This is a genomic window from Nonomuraea sp. CA-143628, assembly GCF_050942315.1.
Lineage (GTDB): Bacteria > Actinomycetota > Actinomycetes > Streptosporangiales > Streptosporangiaceae > Nonomuraea.
Genome location: NZ_CP192072.1, coordinates 1032330 through 1056997 on the forward strand (window position 1 = coordinate 1032330; position 24668 = coordinate 1056997).

General features: G+C 70.7%; 21 protein-coding genes. 11 read left to right on the forward strand and 10 right to left on the reverse strand.

Going from position 1 to position 24668, the window contains the following annotated elements:
- Positions 1–72: 72 nt before the first annotated feature.
- Positions 73–2073: a HelD family protein gene (locus tag ACQP2T_RS04950; RefSeq protein WP_433515001.1), complete on the reverse strand. Its 2001-nt coding sequence runs from the start codon at positions 2071–2073 to the stop codon at positions 73–75.
- Between the two features lie 154 nt (positions 2074–2227).
- Between ACQP2T_RS04950 and ACQP2T_RS04955 the strand changes: the two genes are divergently transcribed.
- Complete coding sequence (locus ACQP2T_RS04955) at positions 2228–2521, forward strand: hypothetical protein (protein WP_433515002.1); 294 nt, start codon at positions 2228–2230, stop codon at positions 2519–2521.
- A 210-nt stretch (positions 2522–2731) separates the two neighbouring features.
- On the opposite strand, the gene ACQP2T_RS04960 is transcribed toward ACQP2T_RS04955, so the two are convergent.
- Positions 2732–4384 (reverse strand): DNA repair helicase XPB, encoded by a 1653-nt coding sequence (locus ACQP2T_RS04960; protein WP_433515003.1) that lies wholly within the window; start codon positions 4382–4384, stop codon positions 2732–2734.
- A gap of 62 nt (positions 4385–4446) precedes the next feature.
- A complete protein-coding gene (locus ACQP2T_RS04965) occupies positions 4447–4803 on the reverse strand; it encodes a hypothetical protein (protein ID WP_433515004.1) in 357 nt (118 codons plus the stop codon).
- Between the two features lie 97 nt (positions 4804–4900).
- Here ACQP2T_RS04965 and ACQP2T_RS04970 point away from each other — a divergent pair, with 97 nt between their 5' ends.
- Both ACQP2T_RS04970 and ACQP2T_RS04975 read left to right on the forward strand, forming a co-directional pair.
- Positions 4901–5431: a SigE family RNA polymerase sigma factor gene (locus ACQP2T_RS04970; RefSeq protein WP_433515005.1), complete on the forward strand. Its 531-nt coding sequence runs from the start codon at positions 4901–4903 to the stop codon at positions 5429–5431.
- Between the two features lies 1 nt (position 5432).
- A complete protein-coding gene (locus tag ACQP2T_RS04975) occupies positions 5433–6365 on the forward strand; it encodes a hypothetical protein (protein WP_433515006.1) in 933 nt (310 codons plus the stop codon).
- Here ACQP2T_RS04975 and ACQP2T_RS04980 read toward each other — a convergent pair.
- On the reverse strand, positions 6362–7840 hold the full coding sequence (locus ACQP2T_RS04980; protein WP_433515007.1) for an AMP-binding protein: 1479 nt from the start codon (positions 7838–7840) through the stop codon (positions 6362–6364). The genes ACQP2T_RS04975 and ACQP2T_RS04980 overlap by 4 nt on opposite strands.
- Before the next feature lie 31 nt (positions 7841–7871).
- A complete protein-coding gene (locus ACQP2T_RS04985) occupies positions 7872–10205 on the reverse strand; it encodes a helicase-associated domain-containing protein (RefSeq protein ID WP_433515008.1) in 2334 nt (777 codons plus the stop codon).
- A gap of 44 nt (positions 10206–10249) precedes the next feature.
- Between ACQP2T_RS04985 and ACQP2T_RS04990 the strand changes: the two genes are divergently transcribed.
- Positions 10250–11161, forward strand: coding sequence for a hypothetical protein (locus ACQP2T_RS04990; RefSeq protein WP_433515009.1), 912 nt, complete (start codon positions 10250–10252; stop codon positions 11159–11161).
- Here the strand turns inward: ACQP2T_RS04990 and ACQP2T_RS04995 are convergent.
- Together ACQP2T_RS04995 and ACQP2T_RS05000 are read right to left on the reverse strand one after the other, a co-directional pair.
- Entirely contained in the window at positions 11154–11777 is a 624-nt protein-coding gene (locus ACQP2T_RS04995; RefSeq protein WP_433515010.1) for a TetR/AcrR family transcriptional regulator, read from the reverse strand. The two genes, ACQP2T_RS04990 and ACQP2T_RS04995, sit on opposite strands and share 8 nt — an antisense overlap.
- A gap of 34 nt (positions 11778–11811) precedes the next feature.
- The gene (locus ACQP2T_RS05000; RefSeq protein ID WP_433515011.1) at positions 11812–12294 is read right to left on the reverse strand and encodes a hypothetical protein; all 483 of its coding nucleotides are present in this window, start codon (positions 12292–12294) and stop codon (positions 11812–11814) included.
- A gap of 99 nt (positions 12295–12393) precedes the next feature.
- On the opposite strand from ACQP2T_RS05000, the gene ACQP2T_RS05005 reads away from it, so the two are divergent.
- Positions 12394–13014, forward strand: a complete 621-nt coding sequence (locus ACQP2T_RS05005; protein ID WP_433515012.1) for an HAD family hydrolase — start codon at positions 12394–12396, stop codon at positions 13012–13014.
- 91 nt (positions 13015–13105) lie between these two features.
- The gene (locus ACQP2T_RS05010; protein WP_357957953.1) at positions 13106–13501 is read left to right on the forward strand and encodes a cold-shock protein; all 396 of its coding nucleotides are present in this window, start codon (positions 13106–13108) and stop codon (positions 13499–13501) included.
- On the opposite strand, the gene ACQP2T_RS05015 is transcribed toward ACQP2T_RS05010, so the two are convergent.
- Positions 13498–15150 carry an MFS transporter gene (locus ACQP2T_RS05015; protein WP_433515013.1) on the reverse strand — a complete coding sequence of 551 codons (1653 nt, stop codon included), beginning with the start codon at positions 15148–15150 and terminating at the stop codon, positions 13498–13500. The two genes, ACQP2T_RS05010 and ACQP2T_RS05015, sit on opposite strands and share 4 nt — an antisense overlap.
- 384 nt (positions 15151–15534) lie before the next feature.
- Here ACQP2T_RS05015 and ACQP2T_RS05020 point away from each other — a divergent pair, with 384 nt between their 5' ends.
- The gene (locus ACQP2T_RS05020; RefSeq protein WP_433515014.1) at positions 15535–16335 is read left to right on the forward strand and encodes a DUF3027 domain-containing protein; all 801 of its coding nucleotides are present in this window, start codon (positions 15535–15537) and stop codon (positions 16333–16335) included.
- A 100-nt stretch (positions 16336–16435) separates the two neighbouring features.
- Positions 16436–19483 carry a sacsin N-terminal ATP-binding-like domain-containing protein gene (locus ACQP2T_RS05025; protein WP_433515015.1) on the forward strand — a complete coding sequence of 1016 codons (3048 nt, stop codon included), beginning with the start codon at positions 16436–16438 and terminating at the stop codon, positions 19481–19483.
- Between the two features lie 29 nt (positions 19484–19512).
- Here ACQP2T_RS05025 and ACQP2T_RS05030 read toward each other — a convergent pair whose 3' ends face one another.
- A complete protein-coding gene (locus ACQP2T_RS05030; RefSeq protein WP_433515016.1) occupies positions 19513–21009 on the reverse strand; it encodes an alpha/beta hydrolase in 1497 nt (498 codons plus the stop codon).
- Positions 21010–21100: 91 nt separating this feature from the next.
- On the reverse strand, positions 21101–21316 hold the full coding sequence (locus ACQP2T_RS05035; protein WP_225300771.1) for a DUF2530 domain-containing protein: 216 nt from the start codon (positions 21314–21316) through the stop codon (positions 21101–21103).
- Between the two features lie 184 nt (positions 21317–21500).
- Between ACQP2T_RS05035 and ACQP2T_RS05040 the strand changes: the two genes are divergently transcribed.
- The 3 genes from ACQP2T_RS05040 to ACQP2T_RS05050 all read left to right on the forward strand — a co-directional run bounded on the left by ACQP2T_RS05040 (position 21501) and on the right by ACQP2T_RS05050 (position 24656).
- Positions 21501–22841: an NCS2 family permease gene (locus ACQP2T_RS05040; RefSeq protein ID WP_433519713.1), complete on the forward strand. Its 1341-nt coding sequence runs from the start codon at positions 21501–21503 to the stop codon at positions 22839–22841.
- 115 nt (positions 22842–22956) lie between these two features.
- Positions 22957–23409: a MarR family winged helix-turn-helix transcriptional regulator gene (locus ACQP2T_RS05045; RefSeq protein WP_357957941.1), complete on the forward strand. Its 453-nt coding sequence runs from the start codon at positions 22957–22959 to the stop codon at positions 23407–23409.
- Between the two features lie 23 nt (positions 23410–23432).
- Entirely contained in the window at positions 23433–24656 is a 1224-nt protein-coding gene (locus ACQP2T_RS05050) for an MFS transporter (protein WP_433515017.1), read from the forward strand.
- Positions 24657–24668: the final 12 nt, after the last annotated feature.

A 24668-nucleotide genomic window follows, 5' to 3' on the forward strand; every position in this document is an offset into this window, starting at 1 on the left:
GGTCTCGCGAGGCGACGTGCCCGCCCGCGCGTCAGACGGCCTGTCGGCCGGTCACCGCGCCCGGTCGCGCGGTTATACGGCCAGCTGGGCAGGCAGGGCCTTTCCGTGCAGGACGGTGAGCGAGGTGACCGCACGGGTGAGCACCACGTACAGCCTGGCGAGGCCGCGGGGCTCGGCCGCCACGATGTCGGCCGGCTCGACGACGATCACGTGGTCGTACTCCAGGCCCTTGGCCAGTGTCGCCGGGACGATCAGCAGCCGGTGCTCTTCGGTCGTGTCGGGGTCGAGCACGGCGTGGGCCAGCCCTTCGAGCTGCCCAGACACCTCCGCCACCAGGGCGTCGGGCACGATCACGCCGATCGAGCCCTCCCGGGCCATGGCCTCGCGCGCGGCCTCGGCGACCGCGCCGCCGGGGCGTACGCTCAGCGAGCCCACGCCGGGGCGCAGCGACCGCGGCGGGGCCAGCGCCGGGGCGATCGACGGCAGCAGGCGGGCGGCGTAGTCGAGCACCTCGCGCGGCACACGGAAGCCCAGCGTCAGCTCGGTGACTTCGCCCTCGTCCTGGCCCAGGTGCTTGAGCACGGTCTCCCACGAGCTGGTGGACCACGGCGTGGTGCCCTGGGCGAGGTCGCCGAGTACGGTCGCCGAGCCGTTGCGGCAGCGCCGGCCGAGCGCGCGCAGCTGCATCTCCGACAGGTCCTGCGCCTCGTCGACGACCAGGTGGCCGAGCGAGGGCGTGCGTTCGATCAGGTCGCCGAGCTCGTCGAGCAGCGCGGCGTCGGCCGCCGACCACTTCGCGGACTTCCAGCCTCGGTACGGTTTCTGCCATAGCAACATTTGCTGCTTGTCAGGCGACAAATCGGTTTTGGCGGCTTTTGCAAGGAATTCGGGGTCCGAGAGGAGCTTGAAGAGGACCTGCTGCGGCACCAGTTTGGGCCAGACCGCGTCGACGAGCTGCTTGACCGGCTTGGACCTGGCCACGGCGTCCTGCACCCGGTCGTCGGGCGACTCGCCGCGCTGCTCCATGCGTACCAGCACCATGTGCGCGAGCCGCTGCGCCAGCGCCGCCCGGCCGGGCCCGTAGCGGGTGGTGCCGCGCAGCGAGGCGACGATCTCACGTACCTCGTAGTCGGCCACCCGGAAGCGGTAGGCGCCCTTGCTGTAGACGACGCCCTCCTCCGGCTTCACGATGTGCAGCCACAGCGCCCGCTCCAGCACGGCGGCCATGCGGGCGTCGCCCTTCAGCGCCGAGACCATCGGATCCTCCGGCGTGGCGTGCTCGCCGAGCAGGCCCGCCACCGTGGTCTGGTCGACCTTGACCTCGCCGAGCGCGGGGAGCACGGAGGAGATGTAGGACAGGAAGGCGCGGTTGGGGCCGACGATCATGACGCCCGACCTGGCCAGCCGCTCGCGGTGGGTGAACAGCAGGTACGCGGCCCGGTGCAGGCCGACGGCGGTCTTCCCGGTGCCTGGCGCACCCTGTACACAGACGGTCTGGGTGAGCGTGGCGCGGACGATCTCGTCCTGGTCCGGCTGGATGGTGGCGACGATGTCGCGCATCGGGCCGGTGCGCGGGCGCTCGATCTCCTCGGTCAGGATCTTCGACGGCCCGATGTCGCCGCCCTCGCCGAGCGGCTCGTCCTCGAACGCGGTCAGCAGGCCGCCGTGATAGCCGAACCGGCGCCGCCGCGCGACGCTCATCGGGTCGGCGGGGCTGGCCTGGTAGAACGCCCGGGACACCGGTGCGCGCCAGTCGATCACCAGCGGACGGCTGCTGCCGTCGTGCACGTGGCGGCGGCCGACGTAGATCGTGGGGGGCAGGTCGTCGTCCGCCGAGCGGTCGAGGCGGCCGAAGAACAGCGGGGTGTCGGGGTGGTCGGCCAGCGCCGCCACCCGCTTGTCGAGCAGCGACTGCAGGATCTGCTGGGACACCCAGTCGCCGGCCGCGTCGGCCGACAGCGACTGGGCGTGCAGCCGCATGGCCTGGAGCGCGGCTCTCGACTCGGCCAGATGGGCCTGCTCGGCCGCGAGCACGTCGGCGGGTATGTCGGGGGCCAGCTGGTGTGCGGGCATGCGAAAGTGCCTCCCTGGTCGAAGTAACGGAGGTGGTATAGGCAGCGAATCGACCAGCTTAGTGGTGTGTCCGGCAGGCTTCCAAAGCATTTAGCCGGGGTAGAGAGGGACCGTGGCCCGCGTACGGTTTGTTTTCTCCCCGATCATCCCGACAGTGGCGAGTTTCCTGCTGGCGGCGCTGTGGGCGTTGTCGGTGTTCGCGGGGTGGGGGCTGGAGGCGTTCTGCGCGGGGGGTGAGTCCGCGGCGGGCTGTTCGCAGCGGCTCGGCTCGGTCTCGACGCTGTCAGGGTTGTTCGCCGTGGCCGCGGCCTGCTGTACGGCCGGTGCCTGGCTGGTGCCTTCCGCAAGGAACGACCCACGCGTGTTCAGCCGGTTCATGGGCGTGAGTGTGGCCGCCTGGATCGCCGCCGAAGGAGTGCTCTTCCTGGGCGGCCTGCTCGCCAGATAACGACAACCTGCCAATAACCGAGAATTCGGGCATATCAGGTGCATTTGCCGGATCATGGGGGTATGTCGCTGGCTGATTGAGGCGCGCAGCGGCGTAGCACGCTGGTGAGGGGGGTGGTTCGATTGTCGACAGCCCGCGGAGTCTCGTGGACGTGACGACGTCGATGCCTGGCCGCTCGGAGGGTGAGCGGCCGGGCCTCGCCTCTTGGTGCTACACCCCGCCGTGCACGTCGTCGGCGTCGATGATCTGGTACGCGTAACCCTGCTCGGCCAGGAACCGCTGGCGGTGCGCCGCGAACTCCTGATCGACCGTGTCCCTGCTGACCACCGTGTAGAAGCGGGCGCCGCCGCCGTCGGCCTTGGGCCGCAGCACCCGGCCGAGCCGCTGCGCCTCCTCCTGACGCGACCCGAACGTGCCGGACACCTGGATGGCCACGGCCGCCTCGGGCAGGTCGATGGAGAAGTTCGCCACCTTCGACACGACCAGGACCTGGATCTCCTTGTCGCGGAAGGCCTGGTAGAGCCGCTCGCGCTCCTTGACCCTGGTCTCGCCCTTGATCACCGGAGCGTTGAGGTGCTCGCCCAGCTCGTCCAGCTGGTCGATGTACTGGCCGATGACCAGCACCTGCTCGCCCAGGTGCCGGCGGACCAGCGCCTCGGTCACGTGGGTCTTGGACGGCGTGGTGGCGCAGAAGCGGTAGCGCTCCTCGGACTCGGCCATCGCGTACGCCAGCCGCTCCTCGTCGGTCAGCGTGACCCGGACCTCCACGCAGTCGGCGGGGGCGATCCAGCCCTGGTTCTCCATCTCCTTCCAGGGCGCGTCGTAGCGCTTGGGGCCGATCAGCGAGAACACGTCGCCCTCGCGGCCGTCCTCGCGCACCAGCGTCGCGGTCAGCCCGACGCGCCTGCGAGCCTGGAGGTCGGCGGTCATCCGGAAGATCGGCGCGGGCAACAGGTGCACCTCGTCGTAGACGACCAGACCCCAGTCGCGCGCGTCGAACAGCTCCAGGTGGCTGTAGACGCCCTTCCGCCGGGTGGTCATCACCTGGTAGGTGGCGATGGTGACCGGGCGGATCTCCTTCTTGCTGCCGGAGTATTCGCCGATCTCGTCCTCGGTCAGCGTGGTGCGCTTGAGCAGCTCCTGCTTCCACTGGTGCGCGCTCACCGTGTTGGTGACCAGGATCAGCGTGGTGGCCTGGGCGTGCGCCATCGCGGCCGCGCCGACGATGGTCTTGCCGGCGCCACAGGGCAGCACGACCACGCCGGAGCCGCCGTGCCAGAAGGCGTCGGCCGCGTCCTGCTGGTAGGGCCGCAGGCTCCAGCCGTCCTGCAGCAGCTCGATCTTGTGGTGCTCGCCGTCGACGTAGCCCGCGAGGTCTTCGGCGGGCCAGCCCAGTTTGAGCAGCGCCTGCTTGACGTTGCCGCGATCGCTCGGGTGCACGGCCACGGAGTCGTCGCCGAGCCGTTCGCCCAGCATGGGCTGGATCTTCTTGGACCGCAGCACCTCTTCGAGCACGGCCCGATCGGTGGAGGTCAGGATCAGCCCGTTGGTCGGGTCCTTCTCCAGCTTGAGCCGGCCGTATCTGGCCATGGTCTCGGCGATGTCCACGAGCAGCGCGTGGGGCACCGGATAGCGGCTGAAACTGATCAGCGCGTCGATGACCTGCTCGGCGTCGTGCCCGGCCGCGCGCGCGTTCCACAGCGCCAGCGGGGTGACGCGGTAGGTGTGCACGTGTTCGGGGGCGCGCTCGAGCTCGGCGAACGGCGCGATGGCCTTGCGGCACTCGCCGGCGTTCTCATGGTCGACTTCGAGGAGCAGCGTCTTGTCCGACTGGACGATGAGCGGGCCGTCGTTCACGGACATCCCTTCTACGGTTGACGCCTATCCAACACATCAGACGGCAAGAACAGTCCCCGAACAGGTAATCAGTCGTCGAGGTAGCCGTTGAGGCCGAGGAAGAGGAAGACGGCGAGGTTCAGCGCGAGGCCCACCCCGAACAGTGTCCAGCACCATGCGAGCAGGCTCTTGGCACTGGCGGGCTGCGTGCTCGACCGGCCGAGCGCCATGCCCGCGAGGATGGCCCCGGGGATCGCGAAGATGTTGCAACAACCGACGATCGAGAGCAGATTGAGCACCAGCGCGACGATGGCGGTGGCCTTCGGCCCCTCGGACGGCCGAGGGGGCGGAGGATAGCCGTAACCGTACTGTGGCGGGGGCTGCTGGCCGTATGGTGCGCCGTAGGGCTGGTACGGATATTCGCCCGATGGGCCTTCTTGGCTCATGCCACCTCCTGACAGGTCAACATTTATCACGGAATGGCCACGCGCCCTGCCGGGTCTGCTGTCTCGCCATAGATCTGGACCCTCTCATACGTCTTTAGTGATCGAGACCCAGAGCAGGGGAGGCGAGTTGCACCCGGACGACCTACGAGTCTTCACGTCGTTCGTCACGACGCGATCAGACAGCCTCATGCGCCTGGCGTACGTGCTCACCGGCGACCAGCACGCCGCGGAAGATCTCCTCCAGAGCGCGCTGGCCAGAACCGCGGACCGATGGCGGAGCATCAGGGGCGATCCGGAGGCGTACGTCCGCCGGGTCATGTACCACGAGCAGGTCGGCCGGTGGCGTAGCCCGCGCTGGGGGCGCGAGCGCGTGGTCGAGACGCTGCCCGAGCGGATCGCGGGCGACGGCACCGAGCGGGTCGACGACCGGCTCACGCTCGAACAGGCCCTGCGCCGGCTGCCCGTCAAGAAGCGGGCCGTGCTGGTCCTGCGCTACTTCGAGGATCTGCCGGAGTCCGACGTCGCCAGGATCATGGGGTGCTCGATCGGCACCGTACGCAGCCAGACCCACCAGGCCGTGAAGCGGCTGCGCGAGCTGGTGGGCGAGACAGTTCGTCTGGAGGCCTGAGATGACAGTCGACGAACGCGCGGTCACCGAGGCCCTGAGCAGGCTGGCCGGCCAGGCGCGGCCGGTGGATCCCGAGCTGCTTCTGTCGCGTGCCCTACGGAGGCGGGCACGGCTGAAGTGGCCGAGATGGGGGCTGGCCCTGGCGGCGGCGGCCTGTGTGGTGGCCATCGGGGTGGTGGGACTGCGGGCGCGCGAACAGCTGGCGGTGTCCCCCGTGAGCTCGCCGACGGCGAGTACAGAGCCCACCGCGAGCATGGTGCCCACTGCGACGAGGTCCGCGACGGACCCGCCCGCCACGGCGTACGTCCGGGACATCCCCGGCCTGCCGCGCAACACGATCGCGCAGTTCGCGACCGTGGAGGACTGCATGCCCAAGGGCAGCCCGGTGCACAGCATGGACGGCGAACGGCTGCTGCCCCAGTACGGGACCGTCAAGGACTACCGGTGGCTCGTGGAGGCCAAGGACAAATTGGGCGTGACGCGGCTGGTCGGCAGCCGCAAGGGGTTCGTGCTGTGCACCCCGGGCGTCCGGCTGGTCAGCTATCCGACGGACCCGATCTTCTCCTACTGGGGCAAGAACCCGCCCGGCAAGCTGGCCCTGCGCGGGGCGCTCAGCATCGACGCCTACGACGGTCAGATGCAGTCGGAGATCAACCCGGGCCGTGACGGCGACCCGTACTTCCTGGTGGTGGCCGGTCGGGTCGCTCCGCAGGCGACCCGGGTGGAGGTCGAGTGGGCGGACGGGCGGCAGATGACGGCCAACGTCCGGAACGGCTTCTACATCGGCCGGACGCGGGTGTACCCCGACAAGAAGGGTGCCTACCGCCCGGCCGTGCTGAGCAAGGTGACCGCCTATGGCTCAGACGGGCGGGCGCTGGGCGAGGTCAAGGGCATCGCGTGGGGTTCGACGGGAACCATCGACGCGGACGACTAGCCGAGCCTCGACCGCAGCGCCTTGCGGTCGAGCTTGAGCACGCTCGTGACCGGGATCGAGTCGACGAACCGTATCTCCCGGGGATACTTCACCCGGCCGACCCGGTCACGAGCCCAGGCCATCAGCTCCTCTGCGCCGGCCGTGCCGCCCTGCCTGAGCTGGACGAAGGCCACGACCTCCTCGCCGACCCGCGGGTCCGGGCGGCCCACGACGCCGGACATCACCACGTCGGGGTGCTCGTTGAGCGCGTCCTCGACGTCGCGCGGGAAGACGTTGAACCCGCCGCGGATGATGAGGTCCTTCTTCCTGTCGACGATGTACAGATAGCCGTCGTCGTCCACGCAGCCGATGTCGCCGGTACGCAGCTCACCTTCGACCAGCGCGGTGCCCGTGGGGTCCGCGGCGTGCTCGCCCCAGTAGCCGAGCATCAGCGAGTCGCCGCTGACGCAGATCTCCCCGACGTCCCCCGGCTCGGCCTGGTCGCCGGAGGAGTCGCGGATCGTGATCGTGTAGCCGGCCAGCGGCAGGCCCACGCTGCCGATCCGGCGCCGGCCCGGCGGGTTGAACGTGGTCACGGCGCTGGTCTCGGTCATCCCGTAGCCTTCGAGGACCTGTACGCCGGGCATCCGGCGCTCGAACTCCTCCAGCGTCTCCCGGCCGAGCGGCGCCGCGCCGCAGGTGAGGAAGGCCAGGTCGGGCAGGGGGTGGGACTCCAGCGGCTCGGCCAGGAGCATCTGGAGCATGGCGGGCACGACCGTTCCGTACTGGGCGCGCTGCGCGGCGGCCAGTTCGAGGAACGCCTTCGGGTCGAACCAGCGCATCAGCACCGCCTGCTGCGGCTCTGTGGCGTGCATCCCGGCGACCGTGATGATCAGCCCGTACGAGTGGGAGAGGGGCACCGGCACTATTGCACGATTTTTCCCGTCTTGGTGGGACATTTCGTAGGCGTCCTTGGCCACCTGCCAGAGACCGCGATGGCTCAGCATGACGCCCTTGGCCATGCCGGTCGTGCCTCCGGTGTACATGAGCGCCGCCAGATCGGTGGCGTCCCGCTCGACGGGCCCCCGCTCGGTCGCCCGCTCCAACTCCCCCGTGTCCACAAATATCGGGATCTTTGGCTCGGCGGCCTGGACCGTCTCCACCAGCTCGGGCGAGGTGATGAGGGCCGTGGCGCCGCTGTCGTCCAGGATGTGCCGCAACTCCGCCGGTCCCACCAGGAACACCACGGGCGTCACCACCGCGCCGGCCGCCCAGATCGCCTCGTAGATCAGGCCGACCTCGGGTGAGTTCGCCATCATCACCACGACCCGGTCGCCAGGGCGTACCCCCGCCTCGACCAGCCCGCCGCAGACCTTGCGGGCCCGCTCGGCCAGTGCGTGGGCGCGGTGCCAGACCCCCTCGTAGTGGACCGCGTCGAAGTCGTCGAACCTGCTCCAAGACTCCTCGGCCAACCGGCCCAACGTCAGCTCGCTCACGGTCCCAACCTCGCCTGATCATCGCTGGGCGTCAAGACAGGTCGGAGACCCCGGTGATGCGATGGAGCGCGAAGCGATGGACGGCGGCCCTGGTCTCGTCGTACGCCGTGAGGTAACCGCCCTCCATCCGCGCCGGCTCCAGGATGCGCGAGGTGGCGTTGCCCTGGGAGTCGAGGTAGCCGATCCACACGCGTACGCCCTGCCTGATGGCCTCCTGCAGCGCGGAGATCGTGGCGGTCGCCGGGCCGCGCGGGATCTGCCCGCTGGGGGCGTCGGCGGGCTCGCGCCGCGTCAGGTGGGCGGCGTCGCCCGCCCGCAGCGCGCGTACGGCGGCGGCCGTGACCTCGGCGTCCAGGCCGTTGGGCGAGGGTACGGACCGGGCCGGCGGCAGGCCCTCGGTGCGCCTCCTGTCGAGCTCGGAGATGATCACATCGCCGTCGAGCGACTCGGCCACCGGGGCGTACCCCATCGAACGCAGCGCGTCGACCAGCGCGGCCCGCGAGGAACGGGAGGCGATGACCGTGGGCGCCAGCCGGCGCAGGCGGAGCGCGGCGGCGCGCCGGTCGGCGGTGATCTGGTCGAGCAGGGCCGGGTCGTCGCAGCGGATGTAGGCACTGGCGGTGCCGACCCTGATGCGTCCGTGCCGGCGGGCCACGTCGGCGATCAGGTAGGACAGCGCCTGCGGGACCGGCGTCGCCGAATGGCGCTCCAGCATGGCCAGCAGCTCCTCGGCCCCCTGGCCCGCGTCGAGCGCGCGGCGGACCGAGCCCTCGCCGAACCGGTAGACGGTCGCGCCCCCCTTGGACTCGATGTCGGCGGCCAGATTCATCCAGCGGTTCAGCTCGCTGGTGAGCGGTCCGGGCGCGACGGCGGTCAGGTCGGCCTGGAGCAGCACATGATCGACCGGCTCGGGCAGCAGCGGGGCCAGCACCGAGGCGGTGTCCTCGCCGGACAGCAGCGCCCGGCCGTGTCCCGACAGCACGCCGAGCCCGGTGACACCGACCTGCTCGGCCTCCCGCAGCGCGAACTCCGTCAGCTGCTCCCTCAGCGGCCCACGGCGGCGCGGCTGCTCCCACGCCAGCCGGTCGAACACCGACTCGCGCGTCGGCGCCAGGCCGGGCGCCGACGCGAGCACGCCCAGCGCCGCCGACCGCACACCCGGCGCGGACGAGCGGCGCAGCTCGGTGTGCAGCGCGTTGAGCGGCCGGTCCCGGTCGTCACGCTCGCCGACCAGGCCGGGGACGCGGTCGGTGTGCAGCCAGGTGATCGCCAGCGCGGCCCACCGGTCGGCGGTCGGCCGGACCCGCCACAGGTCGTAGCCGGTGGTCGGCAGCCACTCGCCGTCGACGTTGCCGCCCGCCGCGATCAGCCCGGCCGCGTGCGCGACCTCCACGGTCAGCGCGGCGGCCCACTCGGGCACGTCCAGCTCGGTCGCGGTGCGCTTCAGATCCCGTACGCCCAGCCCGCCGGTACGCAGCACGCCCGGTGGTTCGGCGCTCCACCGCTCGCACAGCTCCTCGACCGTCCGCACGAACGTGAACGCCTGCCCCGCCGCCGTCCGGTCGGCCAGCTTCTGGTCCCGCGCGGCGCCTTCCAGAGCGGGGGGTACGGCGTACAGATTCCGGTGTACGAGGCCGTTACGCAGGTAGAGGCCCACCTCCCGAGGCAGGGCCACGCTCTCCTCACCCGTCGCCGCCAGCAGCCCGCGGGCGAGCAGCTGATCGATGGGCGATCGGGCGGAGGCGACCCGCACCTCACGTCTGGCATTGGGCACCCGGCCCGTCGCAGGCCCCCAGGTGAGCTGGTCGAGCGCCGCCCTGGCCTCGGGCGAGACCTCCTCGATCAGCTTCCCGGGCCGGGCCAGGGCGGCGGCCAGGCGTTCCTTGCCCGAGCCCGTGGTGCCCGGCGCGATGTCGTCGGCCATCTCGGTCAGCTGCTCGGGCGCGTGGTGCCGGAACGCCTCCACCGCCGGGGGCCCGAGCCCCGCCGGGTCGTCGAGCACCTTCCGCACGCCGGGGGCCAGGGCCAGGGCGCTGTCGGGGCCGTAGACGAGGGCCAGGTCGCGCAGGTGGTCGATCGCCGCCGACAGCGCGGGCTCCGGCTTGCCCGCCGCGAGCGCCCCGCCGACGAGCGCGCGCAGGGCCGCCTTCGTGCTGGGCTCCGGTCGTACGGCCAGCGTTTCGAGGACGGCGAGCGTGAAGCGGTCGAGCCGGTCGAGCGCACGGCCGATCGCAGAAGGGCTGCCCGCGCGTACGGCGAGGCCCTCCAGATGCGCGGGCACCGGAGTGATCAGCTCGGGGCGCGCCGAGACGAGCGCCCGCAGCTGTTCGTCGGTGCGCCCCCTGATCCACTCGGTGAACTCCATCGTTGCCATGGTATGTCCACCCCGATTGGGGCAGCATGGCTCACGTGATTGAGCGAGCGGACCAGCTCATACTCAACTACGTCAGCGCGGCCGCCGACGCGGCTCATGGCGTGCTCAGATCCGACCAGCGGCTCGACTTCGCCAAGCGGCTGCGGGCCAGGATCGAGGTCGAACGGCAGGGCAGCCAGAACCCACGCCAGGTGGTCAAGGTGCTCGCCCGGTTCGGCGACCCGGTGACGCTGGTCGAACGCGAGGCCCGCAGGCTGGCCGAGGCGGGGCCGGACGGCGCGCCCGGTGCCCCGGCCGGAACCCGGCCCGGAACGGCGCCCACGGCCGCGCCGGGGGCCGCACGGGGAACCGTGACGCCGGGTGCCGTGGCCAAGGCGGAGCGGGTCGCGGGGGCGGGCGGGGCGACGCCGTCCTTTCCCAAGATCGTCGACGATGTGGCGCCGGCGGGAGCCCCGTTGGGCCGGCGCCTCGCGGAGGACCATCTGGCCCCGCGGCCCCTGCGCGGGCTGCCGTTCGCGCGGCTGCGGCAGGCGGCCATGTCCAGTGCGAACCCGATGGCCACCCGTGGACGGGACGCCGGCACCATCGTCAAGGAGTACCCGCGCGAGACCGCGGCGATGGTGGTCCTGGTGCTGGCCGCGCTGCTGGTCCCGGTCGGCCTGCCGGCCGTCGCGATCTTCCAGGTGCCGGTGCTGGTGTGGGCGTTGGGAGCGTCGCTGGTGGCGTTCTCGGAGGGCTGGGTGCCGCGTGACCGGCTGATCGGGATCGGTGCGCCCCTGGTCGGCTACACGGTCGGCGGCGGGCTCATCGGCGGTCTGCGGGTGGGCGCGGAGCCGGGGGTGCAGGCGTTCGTGGTGCAGTTCTTCGACGTCAGCGGTGTGATGTTCATGATCGGCACGGCTCTGGGCGTCGGCTGGCTGGCTTACCGGCTGGTGGAGGTCAACTGACCGGGGCGGGGCTCGGGCTCGGCAGGAGGCCCACGGCCAGGCGCACCCAGGCGGTGACGAACTGGTCCTTCTCCGCGTGTCCCGGCGACTCGCCGACCGTCTCCTGGAACAGCCGGTAGTGCACCACAGAGCCGCCGAGCACCGCCGCGATGCCGTTCCAGTCGACCTTGGCGTCCTCGTATTCGGGCTGCGCGCGGAACCAGGTCGTGATGGCGTCGAACATGGGCTGCAGCAGCCCTTCGCGCACCACCGCCACCAGCTCGGGGAACTGGCTCAGGTCCCGGAAGAACACCCGGGTCAGCTCCGACTCCTCCCGCACCTTGGCCAGCCCCGCGCGGCACAGGTGCGACAGCCGCGTCTCCAGGTCGGCCGAGGTCTCCATGTCGCCCAGCTGGGCCAGGCTCTCGGCCACCTGCGTACGGGTGCGTGCGGCATGCTCGTTGATCGCCGCGGCGAGCACCTCGTACTTCGACTTGAAGTGCCGGTAGAGCCCTCCGGCGCCCGGGGAGAGCCCTGAGGCGGCCTCGATCTCGGCCACCGAAGTGGCGGAGTAGCCCCGCTCCGCGAAGAGCCGCAGGGCCTCGTCGATGATCCGCTCACGCGTCGATCTGGTCATTCTTTCCTGATACCTCCGTGATGGAGCGTAGCCGTCACGGCGCGGCGCGCCGGATCAACCCCGCGACGACCGAGCCGACGATCAGCCACACCAGCGCCGCGAGCCCGTAGTTGACCAGCGTCGTCCACCGTACGTCGGCGAGCTGGAACAGGTTGGCCAGGCCCACCGACAGCGGCGAGGCGAGCGATTCGACGAACTGGTACCAAATGTTGGCCGGGTTGGCCCGGAACACCGTGAAGATCGCGTACAGCACCAGGATCAGCGCGGCCAGCCGGGACGCCAGCCGGACGACGGCGGCCAGGAACGTCACCACGCCCCGCCACACCCTGACCGGCCCGGTCACCTGCCGGGGCAGCGCGGGCCGGTGCGGCCGGGGCTGGCCGAGGGAAGCGCTCGAGGTGGGCTGTTCGGGCGGGCTGAGGGAAGTGCTCAGGGTGGGCTGTTCGGGCGGGCTGGGCCGGTTGGCGGCGGCGACCAGCCGGTCTCCCGCTTCCGGCGGATTGGGGGGCTCGGTCACGGCACTCCTCCCGATAAGTAATTCCTTTCTTCCCACTCCCACGGTCCCACAACAAGGGCCGTTACCCGTAATGCGGACGCGTTTGGCATCCTTCACCTTGTGCGGACATCGGTGGGTTTCGACCTGGACATGACATTGGCGGACACACGGTCGGGCATCGCGGCCGTCTACGACGAGCTTTCGACGCGCCTCGGCGTGCCCATCGACAGCCAGGCGATCATCACCAGACTCGGCCCGCCACTCGAACAGGAGTTGGCGAACTGGCTGCCGCTGGAGGCGATCCCGGAAGCCGTGATCCTGTTCAGGGAGATCTATCCGGAGCTGGGCGTGCCCGTGCACACGGCCATGGCCGGGGCGATGGAGGCCGTCGAGGCCGTACGCGCGCAAGGGGGCAGGATCATCGTCGTGACCGGCAAGAACCCGCGCGACGCGGCCAGCACCGTGAAGGCGCTCGGGCTCGCCGTCGACGAGGTGGTCGGGTCGGTCTTCGGGGCGGCCAAGGGTGAGGCCCTTACGCGCTTCGGCGCCGGAGCCTATGTTGGTGACCATGTGGCGGACATCGAGGCCGCGCGGGCCGGGGGAGCCGTCAGCGTGACGGTCGCGACCGGCCCATACACGCTGGCCGAACTACGTGATCACGGAGCCGATGTGGCGCTTGGCGACCTGACGGAATTCGCCGACTGGTTCGCCGGATGGCGTTCGAGTGGGCAACTCCGGTAAATGCCGGGAATTTTCCTGGTCGCCCCGGAGCCTCGCGGGGCATAACCTACATCCATTCGCCTTTTACGACTGTTTGAACGAGGTTCCTCCTGTGCCGAGTGGCAAGGTCAAGTGGTACGACGCCGACAAGGGTTTCGGCTTCCTCACCCGCGACGACGGTGGTGAGGTCTTCGTGCATTCCTCCGCGCTACCCACAGGTGCCGGCCCGCTCAAGCCCGGCCAGAAGGTCGAGTTCGGCGTGGCCGAGGGACGACGCGGCCAGCAGGCCCTGTCGGTGCGGATCCTCGAGCAGCCGCCGACGCTGGCCAAGACAAAGCCCAAGGCCAAGCGCAAGAAGCCGGACGAACTCGTCGTCATCGTGGAGGACCTGATCAAGCTCCTCGACGACGTCTCGACCTCCTACCAGCGGGGCAAGCACCCTGACGCGGCGCACGCGAAGAAGATCGCGCAGGTGCTCAGAGCGGTGGCGGACGACCTCGACGCCTAGCCGTTGGGGTTCGTCAGCGGCTTGGTCGTGTCGAGAGTGGTGTCGACGCGCTGATCCCGCCGATCGGCGCGTCGATCCTCCGTGTCCCAGGCATCTCGATCCTCGTGGTCCGCGTGGCCTGCGTGACCTGCTCGATCCGCTTGGTCCGCTTGATCCGTTGGGTGGGCTTGATTCGCGACCTGGAGTCCGCGTGTCTTGGCCCGGATCCGCTTGCGGCGGCGCACGATCAACCAGCCGAACGTGCCGGTCAACGCCACGGCCAGCGTGACCAGCCCCGCCGCGCTGCTCTCGGCCAGCGACAGCAGCAGCCCGATCAGCCCGCCGAACACCCAGGCGAGCTGCAACACCGCCTCGACGACCCCGAACGTGGACGAGCGCACCTCCTCGCCGATCTCCCGCTGCACGATCGCGTCGAGGGCGAGCTTGCCGAGCTCCTGCGCGAACGCGGTGACGAGCGAGATCGCGACCGCGGTCCAGAGGCCGAAGAACACCGCCGTGGCGATCGTCGTCACGCCGGTCACAGCCAGTGTCAGCAGCGTGATGAGGTGCGGCGAGTGGTTGCGGGTCCAGTTCGCGACCACCGCGCCGACCAGGCCGCCCAGCCCGGCCGCGGCCGCGAGCAGCGCGATCGTCTTCGGGATGTCGAAGAACGGGTCGGGTACGGCCAGCCACGGCACGCCCTTGTCCTGCACCAGGAACAGCATGAAGAACAGCAGGAAGCCGGAGAACAGGCGGATGGCCACGTTCGCCCAGACCGCCTCGGCCACCGCCGGGCCCACGTTCAGGAGGGTCCGCCAGCGCAGCGGCCTGCCCTCCTCCTCGTCCAGTTCCAGCTCGGGCGAGTCGACGTGTCGCGGCAGCCGTACGGCGAGGACACCGATCAGGAGGAAGGCGACCATCGCCGTACGCAGCACCGCGGCGCTACCCAGCCACGCGGTCAGGCCCGCGGCGACCGGCACCATCACGCCCGCCGAGATCAGCGAGAACAGCGCCACCCGGGCGTTGGCCGAGACCAGCGTGATGTCGGCGGGCAGCACGCTCGGCATGATCGCCGCGCGTGACACGTTGTACGCCTTGGACAGCACCAGCACGCCCAACGCCCCGACGAACAACGTCGGCAGATCGCCGGGCCCCACGGCGGCGGCCATCGCGAAGCACAGCAGGCCGCGGCCGAACAGCGTGCCCGCCATGACATAGCGGCGGCCCGACCTGAACCGGTCGAGGATCGGCCCCACGAACGGCGCCAGCAGGGCGAAGGGCAGCATCGTGATGACCAGGTAGAGCGCCACGGGCCCACGGGCCTCGCCGACGGGCACACCGAAGAAGACGGTGCTCGCCAGCGCGACCGTGACCAGCGCGTCGCCGCCGCTGTGACCGGCGGTGAGCTCGATCAGCCGGCCCAGCCCGGTGCGGTCGGCGCCGTTGGCATGGGTGAGGCGCCGGGTCGCCTTCCCGACCTTCTGCGCGCCCCTGCCGACTTTCTGCGCCCCTCTGGCCGTGGCCTTGCCCGCCCGCGCGGTGCCGCCCGCGGTCGCCTTTCCCGCCCGCAGGGTGGCCCGGCCGGCGCGCGCGGTGGCGCGGCCCGCGCCGGCGACGCCTCGCCCGACGCGCCGCGTGACCTCACGAGCCGTGTCCCAGCCTCCTTGCACGCTTACCAGTCTTACCCGATCGCCGCTCACAAACGGCGACGGATCGCCCGGGGATGGGCCCACCGATGTGCCGCCAGGTGATCGGGGATGGGCGGTGTGAACCCCTTCAGATTCGGTGCCAGCGGGTCCGGATGACCAGTTGGGTCCGGATGAGCGGTGTGAGTCCCTTCAGGTCCGGTGCCACTCCTTCCCGATAGTCGCCCGCCCACGGCGGCGGGTGTGTTCGAGGTCGGGGCTGTTGGTGTGCTGTGAGGGGTTGGGGGTGTGGGGCGTCTTCTGGTTCGGTGCCGGTGGGTCCGGGATGGGCGGTGTGGGCACCTTCAGGTCCGGTCATGGGTGAGAATGAAGTGTGAGCGAACAGCACCTTGCGGCGGAGGCGGACAGATGACCCGCACCCGGACCCGCGTCTCCCCACCCGACCAGGCGTGCGTCGCCGCGGTGGACCTGGCGCGCGCCGCCGCGGAGGAGCTCGCGCGGCCGGGCGAGCCGGGTGAGCACCTCGGTTACGAGGGCGAGGGCGACCGCATCGTCACCCATTACTTCGCCTGTCTCGACCGGGCCTACCGCGGCTGGCGCTGGGCCGTCACCGTGACCCGCGCCTCACGGGCCAAGAACGTCACGGTGAGCGAAGCCGTCCTGCTGCCCGGCTCGGGGGCGTTGCTCGCGCCCGAGTGGCTGCCCTGGAGCGAGCGGCTGCGCCCCGGTGACCTGGGCGTCGGTGACCTGCTGCCGACCTCGGAGGACGACGACCGGCTGGAGCCGGGTTTCGTCAAGACCGACGACGAGACCGACCATCAGACGATTTTCGAGTACGGCCTGGGCCGGGCCCGTGTGCTCTCGGCCATCGGCAAGGACCGCGCTGCCAGACGCTGGCACTCGGGCGAGCACGGGCCGCATACGCCGATCGCACACGCCGCTCCCGCGCAGTGCTCCACCTGTGGTTTCTACTGGCCACTCGCGGGTGGGCTCCGGCAGGTGTTCGGGGTCTGCGCCAATGAGTACGCCCCCGACGACGGCAAGGTGGTCGCCGCCGACCACGGCTGCGGGGCTCACTCGGAGGCCGCGGTCATGCCGCCGTCCGTCGAGCAGGCCACGCCCATCCTCGACGACATGGGCTTCGACCTGATGGAAGAGGAGGCCGGATCCGTCGACGGAACGGCCACCGAGGAGCTCGGCCACTCCTGACCGCGAATGTCGGTGAGGGCCGCTAGCCTACGGTGGCCCCCCTCGGCGGACCCCGGACTCGTGCCGGAGCCCGCCCCACCAGCGACCAGGATCGTGACAGATGACCGACACCTTTGGCACCGACCGGACGCGGGCCGCAGTGCTCGCCGCGTGGACGGCCTCGACCGCCCGATTCCGCGAGGACGCCAACGCCGAGGAAGATTTCGCCCTCGGCGGCTACCGCGACCGGCTCATCGTGGAGCTCGCCCAGAACGCCGCCGACGCGGCGCTGCGCGCGGGCGTGCCAGGGGTGCTCCGGCTGACGTTGCGCGACGACGTCCTGACCGCCGCCAACACCGGCGCCCCCCTCGACGCGACCGGCGTCGAGGGCCTGTCGACGCTGCGTGTCTCCGGCAAGCGGGACGAAGCGGGCGCCGCCGGCCGGTTCGGCGTCGGGTTCGCCGCGGTCGTGTCGGTCTGTGATGAGCCGTCGATCGGTTCGCGCGAGACGGGCGCCGCCCGCTGGTCGCGCGCCGAGACGGCCGCCGTGGTGGCCTCGGTGCCGGAGCTCGCCGCCGAGCTCGGCTCGCGCGGCGGCCACGTCCCGCTGCTGCGCCTGCCGTTCGAGGCCGAGCCGCTCGACGTGCCGGAGGGCTTCGACACGCTCGTACGCCTGCCGCTGCGCGACGCCGCCTCGGTCGCGGCGGTCCGGCGCATGCTGGCCGAGACCAGCCCGGCGCTGCTGCTCGGCATGCCCGCGCTGACGAGCATCGAGATCGACCTCGACGGCTCGGAGCGCCGGGTGTCGGCCGACGGGTGGCAGCTGGTGTCGGAGTCGGGCGAGTTCGGTCCCGACGAGGTGGCGGCCCTGTTCGCCGACCGGCCCACCGAAGAGCGTGCCCGCCCTTACTGGTCGCTCCGCTGGGCCGTGCGCGTCGCCGACACGGAGCCCGCCCCGCTGCCCGCCGGGGTGCCGCCGGTGGTGCACGCGCCGACGCCCAGCGACGAGCCGCTCGACCTGCCGGCCCTGCTCATCGCCTCGTTCCCGATGGCCACCGACCGGCGGCACGTGGCCAAGGGGCCGCTGACCGACTTCCTGGTCGAGCGGGCCGCCGACGCCTATGTCAGGCTGCTCGGCGAGCTGCCGCGCACCCCCAAGCTTCTCGACCTCGTCCCCGCCCTGATGGGCAAGGGCGAGCTCGACGCCCGCATCCGGCGGGCCATCCTGCTGCGCCTGCCCGCCACCCCGTTGCTCCCGGCCCTGTCCGCGCCCGCTCCGGCCGTGCAGACGCCGTCGTTCGCCGAGGCCGAGGTCTATGAGCCCGACGCCGAGTGGCAGGTCGAGCACCCGGCCAGGGAGCCGCATGAGGACGGCTGGATCGTCGCCGGCGAGGAGGCGGCCGTGGTCGCCGGGTCGGGCGACCTGCTGGCCGCGATCGCCGACTTCGTCCCCGGCCTGCTGCCCGCCGGGTGGCCCGCCCGGCACCCGGCGATGGCCTCGCTCGGTGTGCGCCGGGTCGAGCTGGCCGAGGTCGTCGACCTGTTGTCCGGTGAGGCGGTCGAGGCGCGGGAGCCGTCGTGGTGGCGCTCGCTCTATGAGGTGCTGCCGGCCGACGACCCCGAGTCGCTGGGCGCGCTGCCGGTGCCGCTGGCCGACGGCCGCCTGGTACGCGGGCCGCGGGGCACTCTCATCCTCGACCTGGGCGGCACCCGCCTGGCCTCGGCCCGTGACGGGCTCGACCTGACGCCGCTGGGGCTGCGGATCGTGCACCCGGACGCGGCGCACGCGGCGCTGCTGCGGCTCGGCGCCGCCGAGGCCACGCCACGGACGATCCTCGAAGACGCGATCACCAAGGCCGCCGTCGCCCAGTCCCTCGACAGCGCGGACTCCGAGCCCGTGGCCAAGGCCGTGCTCTCCCTGGTGGAGGCCGCCTCGCTGGTGCCGGGCGAGGCACCGTGGCTGGCCGAGCTGGCGCTGCGCGGCACCGACGGCGAGCTCTACGCGGCGGGCGAGCTGATGCTGGCCGACGGCGCGCTGGCCGGCCTGCTGGAGCCCGACACGCACCTCGGAGTGGTCGCGCCGGAGCTGGTGGAGACCTATGGCTCCCGCGTGCTCGAAGCCGTGGGCGTGCTCGACGGGTTCGCCGTGGCGCACGACTCCGATGTGCTGCTCGACCATGACGACTGCGACCACGACCTCGACGGCGAGGACGACTGGCTCGACCACGTGCTCGACCTGCTGCCTGAGCTCGAACTCCCGCCGGTGGTGCCGGACTTCGCCGCGGTGCGCGACCTGGAGCTGGTCGCCGACTGGCCCGCCGCGCTGGCGCTGCTGACCAGGCCGCCGCTGCGGGCCGCGCTGCACCCGCTGCGGGTGGAGGGCGTCGAGGTGCCGTCCTACACGGCGTGGTGGCTGGCCAACCACCCCGTGCTGGACGGGCGGCGGCCGCGCGAGCTGCGGCTGCCCGGCGCCGATCCGCTGCTCCAGGGCCTCTACGGTGACGCGCCCGGCGGGCTCGACCCGGTGGCGCTGGGGATGCTCGGCGTACGCACCACGCTGGCCGAGCTGCTGGCCGGCCACGGCGGTCCCGAAGAGCTGCTCGACCTGATGGCCGACGAGTCCATCGAGGTCGACCGCGCCCAGTTGCGGGCCCTGTGGATCGCGCTGGCGGCCGTCGAGCCGGCGCGGGTGGCCCCACCGTCGCGGGTACGGGCCGTGCTCGGTGGCGACATCGTGGTGGCCGCGGCCGACGACGCCGTCGTGGTGGAGGCCCCCGACCTGCTCCAGCTCGTCACCGACCGGCCTCTGGTGCTGGCCCCCTACGACCTGGCCGAGTCGCTGTCCGAGCTGCTCGACCTGCCGCTGGCCGGCGAGCTGGCCCAGGGCGAGGTCACGTCCGAAGGCGAGACCCGCCCCGTGCCGCCTGAGGTGCGCTCCCTGCTCCCGACGGCTCCCGAGACCTACGTCGAGCACGAGAAGCTGCTGGTCGACGGTGTCGCCTGCACGTGGCGCTTCTTCGAGGGCTCAGTGCACTGCACCGGGCTCGACGGCCTGGCGCGCGGCCTGGCCTGGGCGACCGGCCAGTGGAACGACCGGCTCGCGGTGGCCGCGCTGCTGCACGACCCCACGGCCGTGCCGCTCCTGCTGGCCGAAGCCGACCTGTCGTAGCGCCAGCCTGCCCGTAGCGGTGTGAAGGTTCACGCCGCCGGGCAGGTGGCGTTCGCGCCGGGGTTCTTACCGGTGAGGAAGTAGGCGTCCACCAGGCGGCTGACGCAGGAGCTGCCGCTCAGGTAGGCGCCGTGCCCCTCGCCCTCGTACGTGACCAGGACCCCGGTCTTGAGCAGCCCGGCGAGCTTGGGCGCCCATGCGTACGGCGTGGCCGGGTCGCCCTTGCCGCCGATCACCAGGATGGGGGCGGAGCCGGTGGCGTCGATCTTCTTGGACTCGTCGCTGCCGGGCACCGGCCAATGCGCGCAGATCGAGCCGAGCCCCCCGGATTGCATGAGCGGGAAGATCTTGGCGGTCGCGCGTTCGACCCGGTCGATCTCGGCGGGGCTCGGCCGTTCAGCGCTGTCCACGCAGTCGATCGCCAGGACGCTGGTCATCAGCGTCGAGTACGTCCCGTCGGGCTTGCGGCCGTTGTAGGAGTCGGCCAGGGCGAGCAGCAGCTTGCCGTCCCCCTTGGTCGCGGCGGCGGTCGCCTGCTCCAGCAGCGGCCAGGTGAGCTTGGAGTAGAGGGCGGCCACGACGCCGGTGGTCGCCAGGCCCTTCGTCAGCTTCCGGTCGGCCACCTTGAGCGGCTTGTCCCGCAGGCCGTACAACAGCTTCTCGACGTTTTTGCGCACGGTGGCGGGGTCGGCGCCGAGGTCGCAGCCCTGCTTCAGGCAGTCGGCGGAGAACGCCTCGAACGCCTGCTTGAAGCCCGCCACCTGCGTCTTCGCGCGCTCAGCGAAGGTGACGGTCGGGTCGAGGGCGCCGTCGAGGACGAACCGACCGACCTTCTTCGGGTACTGGGTGGCGTACACGGCGCCGAGGTGGGTGCCGTACGACATGCCGAAGTAGTTGAGCCGTTCGTCGCCCAGCGCGGCGCGGATGCGGTCGAGGTCGCGCGCGGCGTTGACGGTGCCGACGTGGGGCAGGAGCTTGCCGGAGATCTTGGCGCAGGTGGCCGCGAACTCCTTGATGGCCTTTTCTATCTTGTCGCTCGCGGGGTCCACGGAGGTCCACTTCTCGACGCTGCCGCACTTGACGGGTGCGCTGCGCTCGACGCCGCGCGGGTCGAAGCTGACCAGGTCATAGCGGGCGCCCAAGCCGGCGAAGGTCTTGGCGGTCATGGACAGCAGGTCGACCCCCGAGCCGCCGGGGCCGCCGAAGTTGAAGACCAGGGAGCCGAGCCGGTCGCCGGAGGCTTTGACGCGGATCAGCGCCAGGTCGATCCGCTCGCCGTTCTGCTTGGCGTAGTCGAGTGGCACCGCGAGCTTGCCGCATTCGATGGCCGGGTCGGGCGGGGCGGGCTTGCCGTCAGGGCCGGTCAGGCCGGTGCACGGGCTCCAGGCGAGGGAGCCCTTCGCCGTCTGGGCGGGTTGCGTGGCGGTCGTGCTCGCCGTGGGCTGCTTCGCTGATCCGCAGCCCGCGAGGGTGGCGCTCGCGAGGGTCACCGCGCACAGGAGCGAGGGGAATGACGTCTTCTTCATGCCTCAAGCATGATCAGCCCACTTTTTCCCAGGTAGTGGGGTAAAACAGCACTTTCCAGTGACTTCGGGGATCGGCTGGAGGTGACGAATGTCAGCTCCGGGACGCCCGCCTGTGCACGTACCAGAGGCCGAGCAGCCCGAGCCCGACCCCGGCGACGCAGGTCCAGATCCACCACGACTGCTCGGCGGCCGGGCGGAAGATCAGTAGCGCGACCAGCGCGAGCGCCCACGCGACCGTGCCCACGGCGACCGCCGCGACGTCGTTGGTCTCGATCGGCTCCGGGTCGGGACGCCATTCCTGCTTCACGAGATCCAGCCTAGCTTCCAATCGGGTCTCGATCCCATCACCGCCACTTTTCGCAGATGACGCAAACTGTCACTGTTCGCGCGTGAGTGACACAAGTAGCGGTATCGACAGGTTCTTCGCAATCTCCGCACGAGGCTCGACGATCTCCCGTGAGGTCCGTGGCGGGCTGGCCACGTTCTTCACGATGGCCTACATCGTCGTGCTGAACCCGATCATCATCGCCAACGGCAAGGATGTCCAGGAGCAGTTCATCGGCGACGGCTCCTCGCCCAATCTGCCCCTCGTGGCAGCGGGCACGGCGTTCGTGGCGGGCGTGCTGACCATCCTCATGGGGGTGATCGGCCGGGTGCCCTTCGCGATGGCGGCCGGGTTGGGGCTCAACGCCTTCGTGACCTTCAACATCGCCTCGGTGATGAGCTGGGAAGAGGCCATGGGGCTGGTCTTCCTGGAAGGCATCATCATCGGCATCCTGGTGTTGACCGGTTTCCGGGTGGCGGTGTTCAACGCCATCCCGGCCCAGATCAAGACCGCCATCAGCGTCGGCATCGGGTTGTTCATCGCGCTGATCGGCTTCGTGGACGCCGGTTTCGTGCGCCGGGTGCCCGCGGGGCCGCCGCTAGAGATGGGCATCCACAACACCCTGACCTCCTGGCCGATCTTCGTCTTCGTCGTCGGGTTGCTCGCGACGGCGGCACTGGTGGCGCGCAAGGTCAAGGGCGCGATCCTGATCGGCATCATCGGCACCACCGTGCTGGCGATCATCGTGGAGTCGATCGCGAAGGTGGGCCAGTCCTCCGACAAGAACCCCGGCGGCTGGATGTTGAACGTGCCCACCCTGCCGGACCAGATCATCGGCTTCCACAACCCGCTGGTGCTGTTCAAGGAGTTCGACCCGTTCGGCGCGTTCAGCCGGGTCTCGGTGATTCTGGCGGTGCTGTTCGTCTTCACGCTGCTCATCACCGACTTCTTCGACACCATGGGCACGATCGTCGGGGTCGGCCGCCAGGCCGGGCTGGTCGACGCCAACGGGATGCTGCCGCGTACCCGGGAGATCCTGCTCGTCGACTCGATCGGCGCGGCGGCCGGCGGCGCGGGCTCGGTCTCGTCGAACACCACCTACATCGAGTCGGCCGCGGGGGTCGGCGAGGGCGCGCGGACCGGCCTGGCCAGCGTGGTCACCGGCCTGCTCTTCCTGGTGGCGATCTTCTTCGCGCCGCTGGTCACGGTCGTGCCGTATGAAGCGGCCGCGCCCGCGCTGATCGTGGTGGGCTTCCTGATGATGACCTCGATCCGTGAGATCGATTTCACGGACTACGAAGTGGCCATCCCGGCGTTCCTCACCATCGTGGTCATGCCGTTCACCTACTCGATCTCGAACGGCATCGGCGCCGGCTTCATCAGCTACGTGCTGATCAAGATCGTTCGTGGCAAGGCGCGGGAGATCCACCCGCTGCTGTGGGTGGTCATGGGCCTGTTCGTGATCTACTTCGCGCTCGGCCCGATCAGGGTGCTTTTCGGGGTCTAATGCCTGGTGAGGCCGTCTGCGCATGGGAGGCGGCCTCCGGGTATCAAAGAGTGAGACGAGAAATGAGGTAGGGAAATAACGTGGAGTGCCGTATAGTTAGCAAAGGTAATGACTCATGCTAACCAAGAACCAGTCCCAGATAAACCTGCGCAGCGACGCAGGCCTGGCCACAGCCCTGCGCGTGTCGCTGGCGCGGCTGACCAGGCGGCTACGACGACAAGCGGCGGCGCACTCGCTGACTCCCACACAGTTCGCGACCCTCGCCGCGGTGGAACGGCATTCCGCGATAACCCCCGGCGAATTGGCCGAGCTCGAGAAGGTGCAACCCCCCTCGATGACTCGCGTGATCGCCGCGCTAGAGGAACGCGGTCTGGTGTCGCGCACACCGCACCCGACCGACCGGCGACAGGTGACCGTGACCGTGACCGAGGCCGCCCAGAAACTGCTGAAGGAGGAACGACGTCTCAAGGAAGCGTGGCTGAGCCAGCGCTTGAGGGATCTGACCGCGGAGGAGCGGGCGATCCTCAGGCAGGCGGCGCCGATTCTGGAGAAACTCAGCAGGATCTAGAGCCTGAAGAACCCAAGACCGGGATGTTCCGGTCTCTCAAGGTACGTAACTACCGCATGTTCGCAGCCGGTGGCGCGGTGTCCAACGTCGGCGGCTGGCTGCAACGCACCGCCCAAGACTGGCTGGTGCTCGATCTGACCCATGGCAGCGCGGCGGCCCTAGGCACGGCGACCGCGCTGCAGTTCCTGCCGATGCTGCTGTTCGGGCTCTTCGGCGGCGTGCTGGCCGACCGCTACCCCAAACGGCCGATCCTCATCGTGGCGCAGTCGCTCATGGCCGTGCTCGCCCTGGTCATCGGCGTACTGACGATGACGGGCACCGCCCAGGTGTGGCACGTCTACGTGATGGCGTTCACGCTGGGTGTGATCTCCTGTGTCGAGGTGCCGACCAGGCAGGCGTTCGTGGTCGAGATGGTGGGTCGCCGGGATCTGTCCAACGCGATCGCGCTCAACAGCTCCATCTTCAACCTGGCCCGCGTCGTGGGACCGGCGATCGCCGGTGTGCTGATCTTCCTGTTCGGGGGCACGGGACCGCTCTTCCTGATCAACGCGGTCACCTTCGCCGGCGTGATCTCCAGCCTGATCTTCATGCGGAAGTCGGAGCTGAACCTCTCCGTGCCGGTGCCGAGAGCCAAGGGCCAGCTCCGCGAAGGGCTGAGCTACGTGCTGCATCGCGAAGAGCTGCTGATGCCGGTGCTGCTGATCGGGTTCGTGTCGATGTTCTCCCAGTCGTTCTCGATGTCGATCGCGCTCATGGCCCGCGAGGTCTTCAAGGCCGGCGCCTCGTCGTTCGGACTGGCCTCCAGCATGTTCGCCGTCGGCGCGCTGGGCGGGGCGCTGCTCGCCGCCCGCCGGGCCCGGCCGTCACGCCGCATGCTGATCGCCGGGGCCATCGGGTTCGGGCTGTTCCAGATCGCCACCGGGCTGGCCCCGGTCTATCCGGTGTACCTGCTGCTGCTGATCCCCACCGGCATCGCGCTGATCACGATCAACACGGCCGCGAACGCGAGCGTCCAGCTCGCCACCGCGCCGGACATGCGCGGTCGCGTGATGGGCATCTACATGCTCGTCTTCACCGGTGGCGCGCCCGTCGGCGCCCCGCTGGTCGGCTGGCTGTCGGAGCTGGGCGGGCCCAGGACGGGCGTCATGCTCTCCGGGCTGCTGGTGCTGGTCGGCACGGGCGTCGCGGTGATGCTGACGAGGCTGATCACAGCCCGAGTGAGCGAGCCGGTGCTGGCGATCGCCTGAGCACGTTGGAGA

Coding starts and splice junctions, on each gene's coding strand:
- ACQP2T_RS05030 (WP_433515016.1), bottom strand. CDS start 21,009: ATGAAGAAGACGTCATTCCCCTCGCTCCTGTGCGCGGTGACCCTCGCG.
- ACQP2T_RS04985 (WP_433515008.1), bottom strand. CDS start 10,205: ATGGAGTTCACCGAGTGGATCAGGGGGCGCACCGACGAACAGCTGCGG.
- ACQP2T_RS04950 (WP_433515001.1), bottom strand. CDS start 2,073: ATGCCCGCACACCAGCTGGCCCCCGACATACCCGCCGACGTGCTCGCG.
- ACQP2T_RS04975 (WP_433515006.1), top strand. CDS start 5,433: ATGACAGTCGACGAACGCGCGGTCACCGAGGCCCTGAGCAGGCTGGCC.
- ACQP2T_RS05040 (WP_433519713.1), top strand. CDS start 21,501: ATGGCCTACATCGTCGTGCTGAACCCGATCATCATCGCCAACGGCAAG.
- ACQP2T_RS05025 (WP_433515015.1), top strand. CDS start 16,436: ATGACCGACACCTTTGGCACCGACCGGACGCGGGCCGCAGTGCTCGCC.
- ACQP2T_RS05045 (WP_357957941.1), top strand. CDS start 22,957: ATGCTAACCAAGAACCAGTCCCAGATAAACCTGCGCAGCGACGCAGGC.
- ACQP2T_RS04995 (WP_433515010.1), bottom strand. CDS start 11,777: ATGACCAGATCGACGCGTGAGCGGATCATCGACGAGGCCCTGCGGCTC.
- ACQP2T_RS05020 (WP_433515014.1), top strand. CDS start 15,535: ATGACCCGCACCCGGACCCGCGTCTCCCCACCCGACCAGGCGTGCGTC.
- ACQP2T_RS04960 (WP_433515003.1), bottom strand. CDS start 4,384: ATGTCCGTGAACGACGGCCCGCTCATCGTCCAGTCGGACAAGACGCTG.
- ACQP2T_RS04965 (WP_433515004.1), bottom strand. CDS start 4,803: ATGAGCCAAGAAGGCCCATCGGGCGAATATCCGTACCAGCCCTACGGC.
- ACQP2T_RS05050 (WP_433515017.1), top strand. CDS start 23,433: ATGTTCCGGTCTCTCAAGGTACGTAACTACCGCATGTTCGCAGCCGGT.